This window comes from Allobosea sp. OAE752, assembly GCF_050433265.1.
Classification (GTDB): domain Bacteria; phylum Pseudomonadota; class Alphaproteobacteria; order Rhizobiales; family Beijerinckiaceae; genus Allobosea; species Allobosea spartocytisi.
In genome coordinates this window covers 65150-82800 of record NZ_JBNPXO010000010.1, presented here as the reverse complement: position 1 = coordinate 82800, position 17651 = coordinate 65150, and the positions used below count along the sequence as shown (strand labels likewise).

Genomic DNA, 17651 nt, shown 5'->3' with positions numbered 1-17651 from the left:
GATCGGGGCCCTTGGCTTATCGTCGCTTTCGTTTTTTGATCAGCTTTCCATGATCTCGCCGGTGTCGGGATCGACGTGTCCGGCCGCGGCCTGGTTTTGCTCCGCTGCGGCGGTGGCGCGGCGTCGGCCGCGGATTGTTTCAGCCGATAGCTGTCGCCGTTTATGGCCAGGACGCTGACGTGGTCGAACTGCGCCGCCCGGATCCGGCGCTCGACCGTGCGGCGCTCGCGGTCGATCAGTTCGAGCTCGATCAGGCGCAGCAGCGGACATGATCGACGCCATCACGCGCGCATTCGCGGGCGACCTTGTCGTACCCGCGCAGCACTGTCGGTAGCTTCAGCTGCTTGAGGTGATCCACGTCGAAATCGCGAAGTGCCGAAGCGCATGCCATTTGAGGCCGGCGACCTCTGCCTTGAGGCGGAGCGGCCGGAAGGTTCGGTGCATGCGGTTATCGTGGTTCATGAATCCGCCTCGACGGTTGGGAAATACGAGATCGTCGGCTTTCGAAAACTTCGACCGCAGGCGCCATGCCTTGAGAGTCATGCCCGCCCCGATCGGGACCTCGCGGATGCCCGCCTCGGGCTTCGTTGTGTCCTCTTCCTTGAACTGATCGACCCGAGTTTCGACCGTGATTTCTTGACCAGCAAAGTCGATGTGCCGCCAGCGCAGAGCCCCTAGCGCACCCGCCCAAAGCCCGCTCGCGGCAGCGAAAAGGACCGCAATCTTGAAATCTTCGTCGGCCTTGGTGAGCAGCTTTGAGAGTTCGGCCTTTGTCGGCGGGGTCACTTTCTTCGAGCCCTGATCTCGCCGAGCGATGACCTCGATCCCCCGAGCGGCGTTCATAGCGATCAGGTCGGTTGCTACGGCGCGACCGATGATAGGCGCAGCGCTGCAAAGAGATGGACAGGCTCACCATTCCGAGCCCCGCCGTCGACATGACGGGCCGCAAGCACTCCTATGGCTGGCTTACACCTGCGCTTGTCGCTAACGTCCAGTTCCGGGGCTGGACCGATGACGGCAAGCTGCGACACGCCTCTTACAAGGGCCTGCGCGAAGACACCGACGAGGCAGCGGTGTTCAAGCTTCGCCGTTAGGCATCGGAGCAGAACGGTCTCGCAATGTACCCGTGAGCGATCTGGCAAGCACCGCGTTCAACAGGTCCGCTTTCCAGTAGTCCTTAGAACTTGACGGCGAGCACGCCTTTGAAGGAATGGTCCTGGGCATCCTCGGCGAGCTGGCCGGTATAGCTCACGCCGAGGGTCGCATTACGGGCGATGGCAAGATCGAGCCCGGCTTCGACCATGGCTGCATCGCGCGCGATCGGCAGGCCCGCAACGGTGAACGTGCTGGACCCGGCAAAGGCGAGCGTCGCCTTCGGATCGACGTCACCGAAGGCGTGGCGCCAGGCCAGACCGCCGCGCAGCGTCACGGCCATGCCCTGGAGGTCGAGGCTGGTCGCTGCCCGCAAGCCGAGCGTGGAATAGCCGACGCCGGTATCGTCGCCCCGGCCGGTGAGCGCGGTAGCGGCGCCGGTCTCGTTGAATCCGTCGCTATGCAGGTTGACATAGGCCAGCCCGGCGAACGGTTCAAACGCGGCGCGACCAAGCTCGATGCGATAGCCGACCTCGCCGAAGACCTGGGCGGTCGCGGCATCGTAGCTTGCACGCGGAATGCTGCCGAGGAAGGCCGAGGTCACGGCGCGCCGCGTCTCGATATCGTGCCAGGTGTAGCTGGCGCCCGCCCGCAGGTTGAGTGCCCCCCACTGGCCGCCGCCATAGAGGCCGAGATGGTAGTTGTCGCTCTCGCCGGAAGACAGGCGGCTGTTCACGTCGAAGTCGCTGCGGCTGTAGCCGGCAACGACGCCGAAGCGCAGATTGTCGAAGACCGCCGCATCGGCGCCGACCAGGAAGCCGCCGGTCGAGCGCTTCAGCCTCGCGGCATTGCCGTCGCTATCGGTCCGGCCCCATGAGCCATAGCCCTGGCCCCAGACTGCGAAGCGATCCGTCTGCGGCAGAGGCATTGGCCCTTTCACGCTCGGGGCCAGATCCGCGCTGTAGCCGTAGTTCAGCGTGACCGAGCCGACGCTGCCGAAGGCAGAGCGCAGCCGGTCGTTGACTGCCGCACGCAGCAACCAGCTATCTTCGATCAAGGCCGTCTTGGCAGAGGCGTGGATTTCTCCGGAAAGGTCATTCAGCGCCCGCCGGGCCGCATCGAGGCTCGGCTGGTTGAGCACGCCGCTTTGGACCGAGTTGCCGGCAGGGAGGTTATCCACGCTTTTGCCGACCGCAGCCTCATTGCGGGTGGTGCCGATGTCTTCGATGCTGCGGGTTTGCACCACCGCGAGATAGGCATGATTGGCGTCATAGCTGTCACGCAGGCTGAGGAAAGGTGTCAGCGTCTGGTCGAAACCGTAGGTTCCAATGAGGCCGGCGGTCGAGGTCAGGATCGTGTAGCGCTGACCGGGCGCATAAGCTGCACCAGTATAATTCACGACCGATAGAACAGCGCCGCTCACCAGCGTCGCCGAACCGTTCACCTTGATCAGGTCTGAGTTCATGGTCGCCGGGTCGACCTCAACCTGATAGATCGAGCCAGCGCCCTGCACAAAATTGCCGTTGATCGTCAATGTGCCGATTGAATTGCCCGGCGCAATGGTGCCGCCGGCAGCAATCGTCGTCGCCCCTACCGTGCCTGAGCCGGCGAGCAGCGCACCCGACGCAACCGTCACAGCCGAGTTCGCGAGCGCGCCGTTCACCACGAGCTTGCCGGCGAGAACGCTGGTAGAACCAGCGAAGTCGCCGCTACCGCTCAGTGTCCATGTGCTGGTGTCGGTTTTCTCCAAAATGTCGAAATTGCGGTACTGGCCGGTAGTCCCAATACCGCCATCCAGTGTCCAGTTGCCGGAGCCGCCGAGGCGCAGGACGTCGTTGGTGCCGAGGCCGCTGGCGACCACGTTGCCGATGATCTGCGAACCGGCGTGAAGCTCGAGCCGGTTGTTCCCTCCGGTGAGCGTGATCGCATTGGCGCGATAGGCCTCATCGCCGATATGGCTGCCGGCGAACCCGCCGGAAATTGTGCCGCTATTGATGATGGTCACACTCGCGCCGGCTATTCCGACGCCGCCCGAGCCACTAGTCCCCGGTGTAGCTCCAGCGATTCCCGCAGCCCCGCCCAGGCCGCCATTGCCGCCTGCTATGGTGCCGCTGTTGAGGAAGGCAGCACCCGGTGCAGCCAGTTGCACAGCCACACCGCCGTCACCGCCAAACCCGCCGGAATCTGGATAGGGCGGCCCGAGGAAGATTCCCGACGTTCCGCCACGACCGCCATTGCCGCCGATGATCGTTCCGCTGTTTGAACTGGTGCCGCCGCCCAGCACGACGGCACCATAGCCGCCGGCACCGCCGCCGCCACCACCACCGGCGCCGGTAGGAGTTGCGTCGCCGCCAGCTCCACCGTTGCCGCCAATCAAAAGGCCCACATTAGAGAGTGAAACAGTACCGGGGCCATTGCCGTTATAGCCACCCCCGCCACCACCCCCGCCGGCGCCAAAAGAAGAGGCGGAGACGCCATCTTGCCCGTTAGGGCTGATGGCCGTGCCGCCGGAGCCTCCTAACGCTCCCGAGGCACCGTCACCGCCCTTGCCGCCGCCGGAGCCACCGCCACCGGCACCAGCATTGCCCAAAGCATTATTGCCTGGAGCACCGGTGAAGCCTGAGCCACCGCTGGTGAACCACCAGCCGAAGCCGATACCGCCAATTCCGCCATCTGCCAGAGCCGGCATAGTTGAGGCCGCGAGAAGGGCGGCATATGACACGCCACGTATCGCAAAAGCCCTCGTGACCGATGCGTTTCGGACGATATGGGGCTGGTCTGAGCGCCGCCGGAACAAGAAAGCGAGCGGGCTTGTTGCGCCCGCAGAGTTGATCCGGTCCATTCCCTAGTGCCCCATCGCGACATATTCGGTCACGGAATCAGGCCACGATCCGATTGCCCATCGCCGGTCGGCCAGCCAGAACCCTTTGCGATAGAAACGATTCTCTTCGGCTTGGTCAATATCGAAGATCGAGCTGTAATTAAGCGCGTCGCGGGGTGCGTTTCATAGCGCTCTGATCTGCTCCTCGAACTCCCCCGGGACCGCGCCGTGACGGGCGAGAACATCGATCGACGCGACTTCGCCGATTTCGTCGTCGGCAACCACATGCACAACGGCGAGGCCTTCGGCCGTGCGGCCCAGCCGTCCACCTTCATTCAGCGCATGGTCTTCGTTTTCGCCGGCACGCGCTGGCTCGCAACCAGCTTCTTTCGGTGTGTCTTGAATGGCTGGAGAAAGAAGGCGTCGACGTTCGTCGGTTGACTCCCGGCTTATTTGTTCTTATTATGTTCTATCTGAGGACGGAACAATGTCAGCGTACGACGCCAGTTGGCCCAGGTCTTCGCTGACTTCCAGCAGGCGAAACTTGGGACCGACCCGGCAGCGACCATTGAGGCTCGCCTGGCGGGGTTGCGCGGCCCCGAGGAGCACCATCCCGTCAGCGGTCGAGCAGCCGCAGCCGCTGAAGTCTCCTCCGGTGTCAAACAGAGGAGCGAATTTGGCAACCGAGCCTCAGGGAGCTCTGCCGCGATCAATCCCTAAGCGGCGGGGCGGCTATGAGCATGATTAATCCTGAGAGAAACCTGAGATCGCCGCGAATATCAGCGCACCCGCCTGATTTCCCCGCCAGTCCGACAAGCCCGTGTGTGTGGTGCTCGACGGCCGGGTCATCAGCGCTGGCAAGGCGCGCGGATTATAGCCATGTCAAAAGCTCCGCAGCAGTCTCAGATCCGCTTCCCTGTCGACCCGCGCGACGTGCCGCCGGCAAAGGCTGCGCGCCGCCTACACCTGACCTTGGCAGAGTTCGAGCGCCTCCTCCCACGACTGGTTCAGCGCGGCTTCCCACGACCAGATCCGGACACGAGAAACTACGATCTGAAGGCCGTTGATCAATGGATGGATACCCGCTCGAGCTTGCCCCCTTATGAATCCGCCGCGCGATGCTCAAGGGGCAATATCAGAGCGACTGGCCGGACGAGGGAGAGGCGCCGATGAACCTCGAGCACCTGATGGGCAAAGATTCGATCCGTCACCTGATCTTCATGAGGAACAGATGGCGCTATAAGCCGTCGCACCTTATGGTCCCGCACGGCTTCAAGTTTCTGACGCTTGGCCCCGGCATGGTGGTCGGGAACCGCAATATCGCCTCTCCGGAAGATCAGCAGCGCGCGATCGAACTCTATGCCGAGTGGGACCGCATTCGGCTCGGCTTGGCCGAACCGGTTAAATCGAAGTATCCGGCGGGCTCGGTTGGCGAAGCATATCTTCGCGTGATCAGACTCCGCAACGCTGACCGAGCCAAAGCTGGCAAAGAGCAGGACAGGGACAGGCGACCCGTGACGATTGGCCGAGGGCTTGGCGCCGGATCGAACCCCATTTCGGGGTCTCCGACCCAAGATCCATCGAATCCGAGGACTGACGGCTCTTTTCTGTTTCGCCGTGACCGCTGGCGAGCCCGGGCCATGGCGCTGGATCGTGTGGGGTGGCCCCGCGGCGCTTCTCGTGGCAGCTGCGCTTGGAACGGCTTCGTTGCAGGGCAAACTCGCCAGGGGCGGCAGCCGGGCCGGGGACTGGTCATACGGCATCTATCTCACGCATTTCCGATTGTGATGATTGGTGCCATGACCTGCCAAGTCCTGCTCCCGCAGATGAATTGGGTTTGGTTCGGCCTCTTTCCTGTTTTCGTACTGATTGTAACGCTTGCCGCCGCGGCGCTCCTGTACCGCGTCGTCGAGTGGCCTTTCATGGATCTGGCGAGCCAGGCCGGTGCCCATCAAAATCGGCCACAAGGTCCGCATGCAGGGGAAGCGCTGATCTCGGCTACAAGGCCGAATATGGTAAGGGATCACATCTGACAGCCGATGCCATATGGCGCGGGGAACGATCACCGCTTCGGCGAAAGAGCGGCGGCCCAAGACGATGGCTTCTAGACAATCCCGAAGAGCCTGAGCAGCAAAGCGGCCGTCACGATCCATGCCGCTGCCACAAGGGCCGCCCTTCCCTGATTCCCCAAGGCCCGGCGCCAGCGAGGCAGGACGGCCCTGCGCGCCCTCTCCTCGGCATTGTCTCGGCCGATCTGCTCCCAATGGCCCATCTACAACTCGCTTATTGCCGGCCGAGGACGGACAACGCGAGCTTGACCTTCGCGCCGGCCGAAATGACTCAGGCTGAAGCCTTGGCCCGATCACGCTTTGGAGCCGCCGGCGCCGTCTTCCGACGCTGCAGGCCTAGGCCCAGGGACTTGGCCAGATTAGAGCGGGCCTCAGCGTAGTTCGGCGCGACCATCGGATAGTCCGGAGGCAGATTCCACTTCACGCGGTACTGATCGGGCGTCATGTCGAACGCTGTACGAAGGTGACGCTTAAGCGATTTGAACTTCTTGCCGTCTTCCAGGCAAATCAGGAAATCGGGCGTAATGGATTTCTTGATTGATACGGCCGGCGTCGCCTTTTCTTCGGAAGCCGACCCGGGATCCTCGCCAAGCCCAGTGAGCGCTGCGTGCGTGCTAGCAATCAGCGCCGGAAGCTCGGCCATCGGCACGCTATTGTGCCCGACGAATGCCGAAACGATATGCGCGACCAGGTCGACGAGCGCTTCGTTATTTTCCGACATTTCCAATCTCCTGGGCATTGCAGAGAGCTTACGATTCTTTCTTTTTATTACAGAGTTTTTATTTGGCAACAGGCCTTTAGGAGCTTTTATTAGTCGTTGGCATTCAGACGCAGAAGTTCGCCAACCAAATGCGTCGCGCCGTAAAATAGATCGCCTTGCTGAGGCGGGGCGACTGCGGGGAACAGCTCCTCGCCTGGGCCGTCCTGCTTCACGCCGCGAGCAACGCTATCGAGAGAGCCGTCTGGCAGCGGTCGCTGCAGCGCCTTGGCCTGCTCCCATGGCGCCGTCATCCAGACCTCACATTCCTCGGGAGTGGTCAGGATCACCGACATCGCCTTGGGGTGGATCGCGCCGACCTCGGCGTTCGGCTCGGTCGTCAGGAAGGCGTAAAGGTCGATCGTCTCTTCGCCAGTCTTGATCTTCCTGACGCTGATCCACTGGGGACACCAGATGCCGGCGAAGAACGCCGTGGGCCGCTCTTCTCCGAAGGCGAACCAGTAGTTCCCGCCGGGGGCCGGCTCCGCGAACGAATTGAATGGCACCAGGCACCGATTCTCGCCCCCAAGCCAGCGCTTCCAGTGCGAGCTCGAGGTGTTGCGGACGTTGGTCGTGCCGCCGTCCGGCTCCATGCGCAGGAGCCAGTCGAAGTCGACTTCCTTGTTCTTCGCCCGCAGCTTGTCCGCGCGCTTCGTCGCAGCTTCAAGCAAGGCCTTCTTCGACACGGCATGCCCCAGCGCGTCATTGCCAGCCGTGGGCCGCCCTCTTCATTGCGCACGATCGGTGCCGCATAATCGGGATAGATGCCCGGCTGCGGCGGCATGTTGACGCCCCCGCTGTCGAACTTGGCAAACAGCTTTAGTCCGCTTCCGCCCCATTGCAGAAGTTGCCGGGCAACGCCATCGTCGGCGAATGAACATCGTTTTTGTGCTCCGAAGGCGCGAAGCTGAAATGAAACGCCAGCGTTCTGAGGGACTTTCTCGAACCGCAAAATAGCTTCGCAAGATTGAGTAAACTAAAGTCCGTTCCCCGCCAATTGCGGCCATCGCCCCGATTGTCGAAGATCTAATGTATCGAGCTATGAAAACACTCTGCTCTTACCTTGTCGTTCTGTGGTGCTGCGTTCCGTTCCCTTATCGGGCCGTGGCCGATGAACGCGACGGCTTTTATCGGTTTCTCGTGGCGAATGAGAAACAGCTGCTCGACGCTGTTCGCCGTCGCGCGGCGGGTGATCTGCTCAGCATTCATAACGACGCGATGGATAGATTTATGGGCGGCAAAGGCTGGCCAACTCGTGGAAGCCCCGAGTGCGTCACAGCATATCTGCAACTCGGTGTAGTGGCGGTGCTTTATTCCGCGGCCATAGAGCCAGAACGGATGATGCCACAGACGAAGCCCGATGAGGTTGCCGCCTTGGGCGACAGGGAATGGAAGGCTTATCTCGATAGGCTCGCCGAATGTGAAAAGTCCGTCAGGGCTGGTTCCTCGGCTGATCGCGTGTTGCAGCCAAGCCGTTTATTGAATCAGCTGCTGCCCCCAATGCGGCGCTAGCTCTCACCCCACAATAACGGAATGGGCTACGGCAACTTCTCGCGGAATCGCTCGACCGAGCGCCTGACGAGCTCCTTCTCACTTTGGGCGGCGAGAGCGAATGCGGCCACGATATACGCTAGACGCACCCGTTCTGGCTCGTGGTCTTCCGGCGGAATCTCGCGCTTCAGCTCCAGCCATGCGGCTTCGAGCGCCCCATGAGCCCGCGCGAGATCGACCGGGTCCTTTAGCGATGAGAACGGCATGCCCAGCGACTTAAACGCCCGCGTCGGTCCCGGCAAAAAAAATGCCCCGCCAGCCGGAGCTGACGGCGCCCTAAAATGTCTGCTCTCGACCGATAGCGTTGAAAAAGTCGGCCATCTGAGCGCAGCGGCGGCGTGGCGGATTTGGCCGATCGAGGCTCGGCCTCTCAAACTATCTGAGGTCCGTTCGGCAGGAGCTTCGCGAGCTTCCTGGGGTTTTGGGCTGCTGCGGCGAGGTGGAACTCGTCTCTGGCGCCGTTGGGTCCGCTGAATGCGGGCTGGCTCGTCTAAAGAGAGCGCCAACCACTTCCACGTTGGACGAAGGCTACAGGCGTCGATATAGCCGGCTGATGGTCAGCAAGCTCGAAATCCCATCCGGCACCCAAGCTCTCATCTTCGATTGTGATGGGACACTGGTGAACACGCTCCCGCTCTACGCGAACGCTTGGGCACATGGCTTCCAGCCGTCGGGACAAACTATGCAACGGGACTGGTATCTTGAGCGGGCCGGCCATTCTGAGCACGCACTGATGGATCTATTCGATGCCGATCATGGCGTCACCGTCGACCGCTTGCAGGTCATCGACCTCATGCGGCAAAGGTTCCTCATGGACGTCGCTGCCGTACAGGAGATTACCGCAGTGGCTGGTATCGCTCGCGCTCACCAGGGGTCGATACCAATGGCCGTCGCATCGGGCGGATCGCGTCAAATTGTTTCCGCATGCTTGCAGGCGACTGGGTTGGCTCCTCTATTCAGCACCGTAGTAACGATCGAGGACGTCGCAAAGCCAAAGCCTGCCCCTGATTTGTTTCTCGAAGCCGCCCGAAGGCTCAAGATTGAACCAACGCTCTGTGTAGTCTTCGAGGATTCTCCCCAAGGCCTCGAGGCGGCAAAACGAGCAGGCATGCACGCCTTCGATGTACGCTCCCTCTAACCGAGTGAGGCCCCCCGCCCGCTGAACTGCAGTCGCGTCCATCAGATGCCCCAGATGTGAAAAAGCCGCCCGGAGGCGGCTGGTTACTGCGATGGTGATCTCGGGCGCTTAGGCGGGCTCGGCGCCTCGCACATCGACCGGGGCGTGTCCCCGGAAATAGAAGCGCTCAGCGACCTGAAACGAGATCCAAGCAAGAAGCGTGGAGCCTACGAAGGCTGCTGCGGCCAGATATATCCCATTTCCGAGCGGCCTCAGCGGCTGGATATACAACAGCCACCACCATTTGAAGACGAGGCTAATGGCGACTGAATGGAGCAAATAGAACGAGTAGGAGATGCGGCCGAGTTCGGACAACGGCTTCCATGCCAGAGCACGCGCCAAAGGGCTTTGTCCATCTATAGCCTTGCAGAGCAAAATCGACACGCAACCTGCGAAAGCCCACACGAACTGCGACGTGTTCAAGAACCCAATCGTGAAGAAGCTCGTGATCAGCACATAGAGGGCTATCAACGAATAGTCCGGGAACGTATCAGCCACCCGCCTTATAGCGTTCGGCCCGAGAGTTGCGACAACTGCCCCAGCAAAGAGGAACAGAAAAAACTCGGAGTAGAAGCCCAGTGCCGCCGGCAGATAGGCAGCAAGCAACCCCGAGAAAATGATAGCGGGGACAACGGACACACCGGTCTTGTGCGCGATCAAAATAACGATCGGGAAAACCAGATAGAAGGCCATTTCATAGAAAAGAGACCAGGTGACGTTGTTAAAAACGATGCCCGGAACTCCCACCGGGGGCACCCCGTTCAGAAATTCAAGGTTCATTATGACAACGCGCCAGGTCGGCGGCGGGATTTCTAGAAGCGGGCCCAGAGCCGCGCAAACCGCCAGAGCGAGTAGAAAAGCAGGGTAAACCCGCACTATGCGCTTACCGACGAAGGAGACGTAGACGAAGGGCGTCTTGAGAACGATGCGGCAGATTAGAAAGCCGCTGAGCATGAAGAAGATGTAGACGCCGTGATGTGAGTGAAAAAGCCAGTAAAGGAACCGATCGAAAGGATCACTCCACCCCGCAAATCGCACGACATTCGGATTCCCGCCGCGAAATGTCGCCATATAGGTCCCGCAGAAATGGACCAGGAAAGTGAGAATTACCGCAACGCCGCGTAGGCCGTCGAGGCTGCGGTTACGGCTTAACATTCAGCAATTGCTCAGGCTTCACCGCGGGCAAATAGTTTAGCAGTAGATACATCGCCATTTCCGGCACTTCATCGAGGCCAGAGCTCCATCTCACGATCTGCTCAGGTGGGACACCCAAGACTTTAGCCGCAGCAATAGGGCTGGGAGCCACCCTTTGAAGTTCCCGACGGAAATCTTCACGTGACATCGGACGCGGTCGAAGCGCAGCAAGTTTGTCCATCGGCCCCTCGCTAGACGGGACAAAAACTAGTCGTCTTCAATCTTGAAGTAAATCGGCGTATGCGGCGTCGACCTCGGCTGCCGACATGATCTGACCGGTTTCGATGGCCCGACGACCTCCCGCTCCTTCCGGAAACAGGCACGAACATGCCGACCGACCGCGAGCGCAAGCGCGTGGATAGCCGCGGCATCAAGCGTCACCCAGCCCGAAGCAGCCTTGTAATCGACCGGCTCATTAGGATCGGCCTGCGCGAGCGCGTCGGCGCCGGCGATCATGTTTTGAGACTCTCGGCCCGTGTCGATCGTCTGGCCGCTGACTTCGAACCCGCCGGTCTCCGCCCGCCACCGCGCGGTGGCGGCGTAGGCCACCAACTCAGCCTTGGTCGGCGGGGGCAAGGCGGAAGGTGCAGAGAACGCCCCGTCTTCATACGACCAACCGATCTCGACATTCGCTCCAGCCGGGACAATCGTCGCAGCGATGTCGGGATGGAAAGCCTCCGCCGGCTCGACGCCATCGAGTTGATGATCTCGGCCACACAGCCTTCTGCGATACGGGCATAGCGCGCCATGATGCACCTCAGAATTCGAGAATGACCTGGCCGCCAGCACCCTGACCACCCGATCCGGAAAGCGCGCCGCCGGATGCGCCGCCGCCAGGGAACATGCCCGTAGCGCCGTTGGAAGCCGTGCCGGTGGCGATCGTGGAGGTGAAATTTGACGTGTATGCGGGGCCGCCCTGCGCCAGCACAAGCTGGCCGGAACCAATGGGGTAAGCGATACCGCCAGCCATACCGGATCGCGCGATGATGCCGCCTGAGCCACCGGTTCCGGCCGCCCCGCCGTTCGCTTGAATAGCCCCGTTTGCGGCAACACCGGCACTCCCACCTAGCGCAGTAATGACCCCGCCAAACGAAGAGGAGCCACCGTTGCGCGGGGCCTCTGCGGCAATAGCAGGCGCCGGCTGCGGGCCGGCAATCCACGCCGCGATACGCTGGCGGAGGCTCATCGGCGGCCACCAGCGGCAGCGCGCGCCAAGACCTCGTCACTGATGATCCGGGGACCGCGCACGCTCATCAGCTTTCCGAATGCCCCCGAGCTCGCATCGACCTGGTCCTTGAACGCCCCCCCAGGGAACAGGCAGAGCTCGTCAAGGTAGTCATCGTTCCATTTTTCGCTCTGCATATCACCATGTACGTATCTTACGATGACATCACGAAGCGCATCGCCCAACCACCTATGTGGCGGTGCAATGGTGTTCCAAGATCCGGCCAGTTTCGTCCTAACGATACGAGCGTCTACGCCTCTGCCGCAGCGCTCGTTTCCGTGCAGTGCCAATTTTGCAAAAAGCCTTCTTGTCGGCGTAGCTGGCAATACCCCTGGGCTAATAGATTCCGGTGGAAGCAAGATTGGAGATTTATCGGACGACCCACCTTATCACCACATTGACCCCCAGTCGGATCCAATAGACCCGCGATGCACGGGCATCAGCACCACAATGGTTCCGCTGGAGGTCATCGAAGATTGGTGGCGCCCTCCGGCGAACTCTAGCGTGTGGACGCGCCTGCCTCATTTTGAAGGACCTTGGAAGGCCTAGCGCTCCGTCCGCTTCCGACCCATTGCGGCCCTCAAGCCGGCGAGTGAATATCGCGCAGTTTCTGATGCAACGTGCATAGGGGGTGGATATGGAAGCCCACGGCCTCTCACGCCTTTATCCTACTCTGCTGGCCGGAATGCTGTGGGCAGGCATTGCAATTATGACGGAGTGCTTGCTCCTCGGCGTCTTGGGCGAAATACCGGCATTCTGGCGTCAATTCGGGTATCTCGGTGGAGCCTTGAATTTCGGCGCGATCCTTATTTCCCGTCTTGGTGGCATTCCGATCCTGGGAGCGCGGCGGCGACCGATTGGGACGTCAACGGACCCCGACATTCTTATCTATGGCTTTACTGCCGCCGTTTTCTTTCTAAATTTCCTGCTCGGTTTGGCTGTCTACTAGCGTCCGCTTCCGACCCTCCGCGGACCTTTCAGAATGTCGTTAGGCTATCGACTTTGCCGCATTCGTGCATGCATTGGGCTGTCGAAGCGATAGGTTCTCGAGCGTCAAAAATGCATAAGCGAACAATACTCTGGGGACTGCTTTGTGCGATGCCCTGCCTAACGGCAGGCGCAATCCTATCGGCTGACTACGCCATGGTTGCGAAGAAAAAGAAGGGCATCCAGGGATTGGCTGGCTGGTGCTGGGGTCTAGCCGAAGGGGCAATGCTTCGAGAGCTGTGCTTCGGACCGGAATCGCGTTTGCGGCTGACTGTAGGGAACAGGTTCGAGGGTTTTGAGACCACCGGTCTTTACCGAACTGGAAGAAACGGACCTCTGGAACTCCTCGGCTTCCCTAACGAGGGATGGCCAAGTCCATCACCTTTGTTGGAATGCCAGATCGAGCTTCCTCTTGTGGATATTCTTCAGCTTGGCGGGTGTGAACTCAGCGGCCGGTGGGATCGAAAGAGGAAGCATACTGATTAGGTCCGCTTCCGACGAGTCGCGGACCGTCTTGTATTGCCTTCTAGCTTTCTCAGACTGCACGTCGAAGAAATATGCGGGGACCGATAATGAGCATTCCTCGGTGGCTGGGCTCATCTTCCTTAGTAGCCCTTCTGATTTGGACTTGTCTTTCTTACTCCGCCTCTGCGGCGCCTACAGAAGGTAATTTTAGAATTGATCGAGTGCATTTCATCAATATTAGCATGCAACTCGGCGACGGCCTGATAAAGGACATGCCCAGAATTCGCGCGGAAATCTATAGTTTCTGGTCAAACACAGAGGACAACATGGTCGAATTCACGAATTCGATTATAATTAACCCGAAACAATACATTGACCATCAGGATATAACTAAGTTTATGCTCGAAGGAGATAAGGTGGAGTTTGTCTTTGAATTCTACAAACCAAATCCAGCTAGCGGAAGAACTGAATTTTTGTGTCGAATCATCTATTTCAAGGACAACGGCAGGCGGGGGTGGGAGCGTCTGCGTCAGGCCCCTGAGGAATAACTGCCAGCGGGACTCGATGCTGCCGCATCGGCGTCTCGCCATTTCAGGCATACTTCTATCGGTGATAACTTGCAGGCCGCTTCCGACCCGTTGCCGACGTTGCGAAGTAGCAGGATGCATGGTTAGGTACTTGTCGTTTGGCGACCTAGCCGGCTACACCACATGTTCGATTTTGTATTCTCGATAGCTGAGAATCCAATTTCTCTGATTATTGTTATGTGCTTGTCGACGCAATTATGCTTTCGCGTGGGGGCAATCATAGGGCGAGGTATTATAAGTCCGCTTTTATTGTATTGATTGTATCTATATTATCGTACCTTCTTGTATATGTGGTAGATGATGATTTTCGCATGGCAATGTTTTTTGTTGCATCGCCTATCGCCGTCCTCGATCTGCTACTTGGTCGGAAGGGTGCCGTTAAAGTGCGCCATGAGTGAACGTCCATTTCCGACCTTTGCTGACGGTAGCTTATTGCGCTGGCCCCAGCCCTCAATCTAGCGCCGTCCTTAGACATCCTACCTCAATCAGCCAAAGTCTTCGCGGAAGTCCACGCCAATCACGTCGAGCGCTTTGAATCAGGGTGGGATTTCCGCCATCGCGGAGGAAGGCCCTGTAGATTGCAGACCGGCAGAGCCCGCTCTGCACCGCAAACTCCTTCACGCCAATCTCAAGGATGACATCGCCAACGGCCTTCGGGATGGCGTGCGGGTCGCCCTCCTTGAAGGCAGCCTTGATGTGAGCGACGCGGCCCTCATCGCCTACGCAAGAACGGCAATATCACGAAGGTCGATGTTCAATCGGCAGTGCGCGATGAGCTTTGGAAGAGCGGTGGCTTTCACCGGCCTGATACTTACGGCGCGCGGAGCGTCGAGGGACGCTGTCTCAAACTCGAAGGGCATTCAGAGGCCCGCGACACAATGCAGGAAGGTCGGTGGGTCGGCGCCATTGGCGACAACTACGAGGTCAAGGTGATTAATGACACGTCAGAGAACCGCGCCGCGCTTGAAGTTGCAGGATTGCGGCCCTGGGGATGAGGCCGTCATCGATGGCCGCCTGTGGATCGAGGAGCCCGCTCATGGCTGACCCCATCCATATGGATGACGCCCGGTCCGAGTTGTCCACCCATCCTGAGCTTGCCATCCGGCTTTTCCCGTTGGCCGATGCGCAGGCTGCCGACGCTCTCAAGCTCACCCCCGGCCAGAGCGTCGGCAGCCAATCAGCCAGGTCTATCGGTATCGCTGGGACCGCCACGGCCGCAAAGGCCAGCGCTGTTGGGTCTTCGCGCGCGGCACGATGAACAGCGTCGATCTCGAGTTCGAGGCCGGCTTTTGCATGGTCTCCTCCGGCAACGCGCTGAGGGGGGCATAGCCATGGCGCGCGCTCAGGTTCAGCGCGTCTTCGTCGATCGAAAGACGGCCGCTGAGATGCTGATGATCAGCGTCGATACCTTCGACACATGGCTTCGCGCTGACTTCATCCCACAGCCGCAGATCGATCGCGGCCAAACCGTACGATGGCGCTGGCCATCTCTTGAGTCGAAGCTTGTCGGGGAGTGCGCAGGACTCTTCACCTCAACGAAGCGCATCGTCGGGCGGATCACGGCCTCACGGATCGCCGCAGCGTCAACAGCATCGTTCTTCTGCCGCTTCACATATGGCTTCACATAGCTCGGCGGTATGAGCTTCACCTGGTGGCCCAACGCGCCGATCTCGCGAGCCCAATAATGCGCCGTGGCGCAGGCTTCGATGCCGATCAGGCAGGCCGGTAGCTTGGCGAAGAATGGCAGCACCTGCGCTCGACGGAGCCGGCGACGGATCGCAACTCCCCCGCCGACATCCACGCCATGGACCTGAAAGACCGACTTGGCGATATCCAGACCGACTGTGACAACCTCGACCATGAAGCTCTCCTCCTGCTTTGCAAGAGTTCACGCTCCCGCGGGGGTGGAGAGCCGTCCACAGCATCAATTGCCGACGTTGGCGCTTCGGCTGGGGTAGGAAGCTGCGACCGCGATCGGCCCCGAGCAGCGCTATAGGCACCAGCGACCTGACGATCTCGTGAGCGGAACATTTTAGAACGATAATGAACCAGTCGCTCTTTCGGTTGTTCTCTTCCGCGACGCGGCGTGCTCGGAAGCGGGCCTTCGCCGCGGTTTGCCAAAATCGGAGGCGGACGGATATGCCAACTCCCCGAGAACTGGACATGAACCGGCGTGACTTGATGGTCGTCGCTGGCGCTTGTGCCGCCTTTCCCGCCACGGTGACGGGCACGCGGGCGCAGCCGGCGCCGAGCGGAAAGCCAGTGCTGAGCGAGGTCTCGTTTAGCGTAAATGGACAAAGCTACCAGCTCGAACTCGATACGCGCACGACGCTACTGGATGCGCTGCGCGAGCATCTTCACCTAACGGGCACCAAGAAGGGCTGCGACCACGGCCAATGCGGCGCTTGCACGGTGCTGGTCGATGGGCAGCGGATCAATTCCTGTCTGACGCTAGCGATTATGAACCCTGGAGCCGAGGTCACAACCATTGAGGGGCTGGGTGGCGTCGAAAACTTGCACCCGATGCAGGCTGCCTTCGTGAAGCACGACGGCTTCCAGTGCGGTTACTGCACCCCTGGGCAGATCTGCTCCGGCGTTGCCGTGCTCGACGAGATCAAGGCTGGCGTCCCGAGCCATGTGAGTGCCGATCTCACCGGCGCGATGGCGGTCACCGAAGCCGAGATCCGCGAGCGCATGAGCGGCAACATCTGCCGCTGCGGCGCCTATTCCAACATCGTCGAGGCGATGACCGAAGTCGCCGGGAGGCGCACGTGAGAGCTTTTTCCTACGAGAAAGCGGCTTCGCCCGCCGATGCGGCAGCGGCTGCAGCCAAGCATCCGGAAGCGAAGTTCATTGCCGGCGGCACCAATCTGCTCGACTTGATGAAGCTGCAGATCGAGACGCCGGCGCATCTGATCGATGTCAACGGGATCGGCCTGGACAAGATCGAGCCGACCTCAGAAGGCGGTTTGCGTATTGGCGCGTTGGTGCGCAACACTGCTCTGGCAGCCGATGAACGGGTGCGGCGCGATTACGCCGTGCTGTCGCGGGCTTTGCTGGCAGGCGCATCCGGCCAGTTGCGCAATCGCGCGACGACCGCCGGCAACCTGCTGCAGCGGACGCGCTGCCCTTATTTCTACGACACGGCGCAGCCTTGCAACAAACGCCAGCCGGGCAGCGGCTGCTCGGCGATCGGTGGGTTCTCGCGCCAGCTCGCCGTCGTCGGCGTCAGTGATGCGTGCATCGCGACACACCCCTCCGACATGGCCGTGGCGATGCGGGTGCTCGACGCCACCGTTGAGACGGTCAAGGCGGATCGATCGACGCGTTCGATCCCTGTCGGGGAACTGCACCGTCTGCCGGGCATGGCCCCCGATCTCGACACTATTCTGGATAAGGGCGAACTGATCACGGCGGTGACGTTGCCGAAGCCGGTTGGCGGCACGCAGATTTATCGCAAGGTGCGCGACCGGGCCTCCTACGCTTTCGCGCTGATCTCTGTCGCGGCGATCGTGCAGCGCGACGGCAGTGCGCGGATCGCGCTCGGCGGTGTCGCGCCCAAACCCTGGCGTGTCGGAAAGGCCGAGACCGAGATCGGCCGCGGGGCGAAAGCGGCGACGGACGCGCTTCTGGCCGATGCGAGGCCGACCCATGACAACGCATTCAAGCTGCCGCTGGTCGAGCGCACGCTCGGCGCGGTGCTGACGCAGGCGAGGGGTTGAACTT

16 protein-coding genes and 2 pseudogenes are annotated in these 17651 nt (G+C 60.7%); 9 read left to right on the top strand and 9 right to left on the bottom strand.

Going from position 1 to position 17651, the window contains the following annotated elements; translation table 11 throughout:
* Positions 1–336: 336 nt before the first annotated feature.
* Complete coding sequence (locus GGC47_RS22190; RefSeq protein ID WP_429068779.1) at positions 337–843, bottom strand: tyrosine-type recombinase/integrase; 507 nt, start codon at positions 841–843, stop codon at positions 337–339.
* 56 nt (positions 844–899) lie between these two features.
* Between GGC47_RS22190 and GGC47_RS22185 the strand changes: the two genes are divergently transcribed.
* Entirely contained in the window at positions 900–1094 is a 195-nt protein-coding gene (locus GGC47_RS22185) for an ATP dependent DNA ligase (protein WP_429068778.1), read from the top strand.
* An 83-nt stretch (positions 1095–1177) separates the two neighbouring features.
* On the opposite strand, the gene GGC47_RS22180 is transcribed toward GGC47_RS22185, so the two are convergent.
* The gene (locus GGC47_RS22180; RefSeq protein WP_429068776.1) at positions 1178–3814 is read right to left on the bottom strand and encodes an autotransporter family protein; all 2637 of its coding nucleotides are present in this window, start codon (positions 3812–3814) and stop codon (positions 1178–1180) included.
* A 327-nt stretch (positions 3815–4141) separates the two neighbouring features.
* On the opposite strand from GGC47_RS22180, the gene GGC47_RS22175 reads away from it, so the two are divergent.
* Positions 4142–4354: a hypothetical protein gene (locus GGC47_RS22175; RefSeq protein WP_429068774.1), complete on the top strand. Its 213-nt coding sequence runs from the start codon at positions 4142–4144 to the stop codon at positions 4352–4354.
* A gap of 728 nt (positions 4355–5082) precedes the next feature.
* On the top strand, positions 5083–5946 hold the full coding sequence (locus GGC47_RS22170; RefSeq protein ID WP_429068772.1) for a hypothetical protein: 864 nt from the start codon (positions 5083–5085) through the stop codon (positions 5944–5946).
* Between the two features lie 307 nt (positions 5947–6253).
* On the opposite strand, the gene GGC47_RS22165 is transcribed toward GGC47_RS22170, so the two are convergent.
* Positions 6254–6703, bottom strand: a complete 450-nt coding sequence (locus GGC47_RS22165) for a Ros/MucR family transcriptional regulator (protein ID WP_429068770.1) — start codon at positions 6701–6703, stop codon at positions 6254–6256.
* 191 nt (positions 6704–6894) lie between these two features.
* Positions 6895–7523 (bottom strand): annotated as a pseudogene (locus GGC47_RS22160) (SOS response-associated peptidase family protein); the annotation flags it as partial.
* A gap of 257 nt (positions 7524–7780) precedes the next feature.
* Between GGC47_RS22160 and GGC47_RS22155 the strand changes: the two are divergent.
* Positions 7781–8251 carry a hypothetical protein gene (locus tag GGC47_RS22155; RefSeq protein WP_429068768.1) on the top strand — a complete coding sequence of 157 codons (471 nt, stop codon included), beginning with the start codon at positions 7781–7783 and terminating at the stop codon, positions 8249–8251.
* Between the two features lie 26 nt (positions 8252–8277).
* Here GGC47_RS22155 and GGC47_RS22150 read toward each other — a convergent pair whose 3' ends face one another.
* Positions 8278–8496, bottom strand: coding sequence for a hypothetical protein (locus GGC47_RS22150; RefSeq protein ID WP_429068766.1), 219 nt, complete (start codon positions 8494–8496; stop codon positions 8278–8280).
* 347 nt (positions 8497–8843) lie between these two features.
* Between GGC47_RS22150 and GGC47_RS22145 the strand changes: the two genes are divergently transcribed.
* Complete coding sequence (locus tag GGC47_RS22145; protein ID WP_429068765.1) at positions 8844–9428, top strand: HAD family hydrolase; 585 nt, start codon at positions 8844–8846, stop codon at positions 9426–9428.
* A gap of 108 nt (positions 9429–9536) precedes the next feature.
* Here GGC47_RS22145 and GGC47_RS22140 read toward each other — a convergent pair whose 3' ends face one another.
* The 3 genes from GGC47_RS22140 to GGC47_RS22130 form a co-directional block, all read right to left on the bottom strand.
* A complete protein-coding gene (locus tag GGC47_RS22140) occupies positions 9537–10622 on the bottom strand; it encodes an acyltransferase family protein (protein ID WP_429068763.1) in 1086 nt (361 codons plus the stop codon).
* A 246-nt stretch (positions 10623–10868) separates the two neighbouring features.
* Positions 10869–11459 carry a DUF4376 domain-containing protein gene (locus tag GGC47_RS22135; RefSeq protein WP_429068762.1) on the bottom strand — a complete coding sequence of 197 codons (591 nt, stop codon included), beginning with the start codon at positions 11457–11459 and terminating at the stop codon, positions 10869–10871.
* The gene (locus GGC47_RS22130) at positions 11419–11847 is read right to left on the bottom strand and encodes a hypothetical protein (protein ID WP_429068761.1); all 429 of its coding nucleotides are present in this window, start codon (positions 11845–11847) and stop codon (positions 11419–11421) included. The genes GGC47_RS22135 and GGC47_RS22130 overlap by 41 nt, the downstream gene beginning before the upstream one ends.
* Positions 11848–12523: 676 nt before the next feature.
* Here GGC47_RS22130 and GGC47_RS22125 point away from each other — a divergent pair.
* Positions 12524–12835 (top strand): hypothetical protein, encoded by a 312-nt coding sequence (locus tag GGC47_RS22125; RefSeq protein WP_429068760.1) that lies wholly within the window; start codon positions 12524–12526, stop codon positions 12833–12835.
* A 2126-nt stretch (positions 12836–14961) separates the two neighbouring features.
* Complete coding sequence (locus GGC47_RS22120) at positions 14962–15183, top strand: hypothetical protein (RefSeq protein ID WP_429068759.1); 222 nt, start codon at positions 14962–14964, stop codon at positions 15181–15183.
* Between the two features lie 264 nt (positions 15184–15447).
* Here the strand turns inward: GGC47_RS22120 and GGC47_RS22115 are convergent.
* A pseudogene (locus GGC47_RS22115) lies at positions 15448–15786 on the bottom strand (IS110 family transposase); the annotation flags it as partial.
* A gap of 278 nt (positions 15787–16064) precedes the next feature.
* On the opposite strand from GGC47_RS22115, the gene paoA reads away from it, so the two are divergent.
* Positions 16065–16700 (top strand): aldehyde dehydrogenase iron-sulfur subunit PaoA, encoded by a 636-nt coding sequence (gene paoA / locus GGC47_RS22110; RefSeq protein WP_429068757.1) that lies wholly within the window; start codon positions 16065–16067, stop codon positions 16698–16700.
* Positions 16697–17647, top strand: coding sequence for an FAD binding domain-containing protein (locus GGC47_RS22105; RefSeq protein WP_429068756.1), 951 nt, complete (start codon positions 16697–16699; stop codon positions 17645–17647). Before paoA ends, GGC47_RS22105 begins: the two co-directional genes overlap by 4 nt.
* Positions 17648–17651 lie beyond the last annotated feature (4 nt).

What these genes read in the sequence shown, in the direction of transcription:
- GGC47_RS22125 (WP_429068760.1), top strand. Translation starts at nt 12,524, where the DNA reads ATGGAAGCCCACGGCCTCTCACGCCTTTATCCTACTCTGCTGGCCGGA.
- GGC47_RS22190 (WP_429068779.1), bottom strand. Translation starts at nt 843, where the DNA reads ATGAACGCCGCTCGGGGGATCGAGGTCATCGCTCGGCGAGATCAGGGC.
- GGC47_RS22145 (WP_429068765.1), top strand. Translation starts at nt 8,844, where the DNA reads ATGGTCAGCAAGCTCGAAATCCCATCCGGCACCCAAGCTCTCATCTTC.
- GGC47_RS22130 (WP_429068761.1), bottom strand. Translation starts at nt 11,847, where the DNA reads ATGAGCCTCCGCCAGCGTATCGCGGCGTGGATTGCCGGCCCGCAGCCG.
- GGC47_RS22170 (WP_429068772.1), top strand. Translation starts at nt 5,083, where the DNA reads ATGAACCTCGAGCACCTGATGGGCAAAGATTCGATCCGTCACCTGATC.
- GGC47_RS22165 (WP_429068770.1), bottom strand. Translation starts at nt 6,703, where the DNA reads ATGTCGGAAAATAACGAAGCGCTCGTCGACCTGGTCGCGCATATCGTT.
- GGC47_RS22185 (WP_429068778.1), top strand. Translation starts at nt 900, where the DNA reads ATGGACAGGCTCACCATTCCGAGCCCCGCCGTCGACATGACGGGCCGC.
- GGC47_RS22155 (WP_429068768.1), top strand. Translation starts at nt 7,781, where the DNA reads ATGAAAACACTCTGCTCTTACCTTGTCGTTCTGTGGTGCTGCGTTCCG.
- paoA (WP_429068757.1), top strand. Translation starts at nt 16,065, where the DNA reads ATGCCAACTCCCCGAGAACTGGACATGAACCGGCGTGACTTGATGGTC.
- GGC47_RS22140 (WP_429068763.1), bottom strand. Translation starts at nt 10,622, where the DNA reads ATGTTAAGCCGTAACCGCAGCCTCGACGGCCTACGCGGCGTTGCGGTA.
- GGC47_RS22120 (WP_429068759.1), top strand. Translation starts at nt 14,962, where the DNA reads ATGGCTGACCCCATCCATATGGATGACGCCCGGTCCGAGTTGTCCACC.
- GGC47_RS22150 (WP_429068766.1), bottom strand. Translation starts at nt 8,496, where the DNA reads ATGCCGTTCTCATCGCTAAAGGACCCGGTCGATCTCGCGCGGGCTCAT.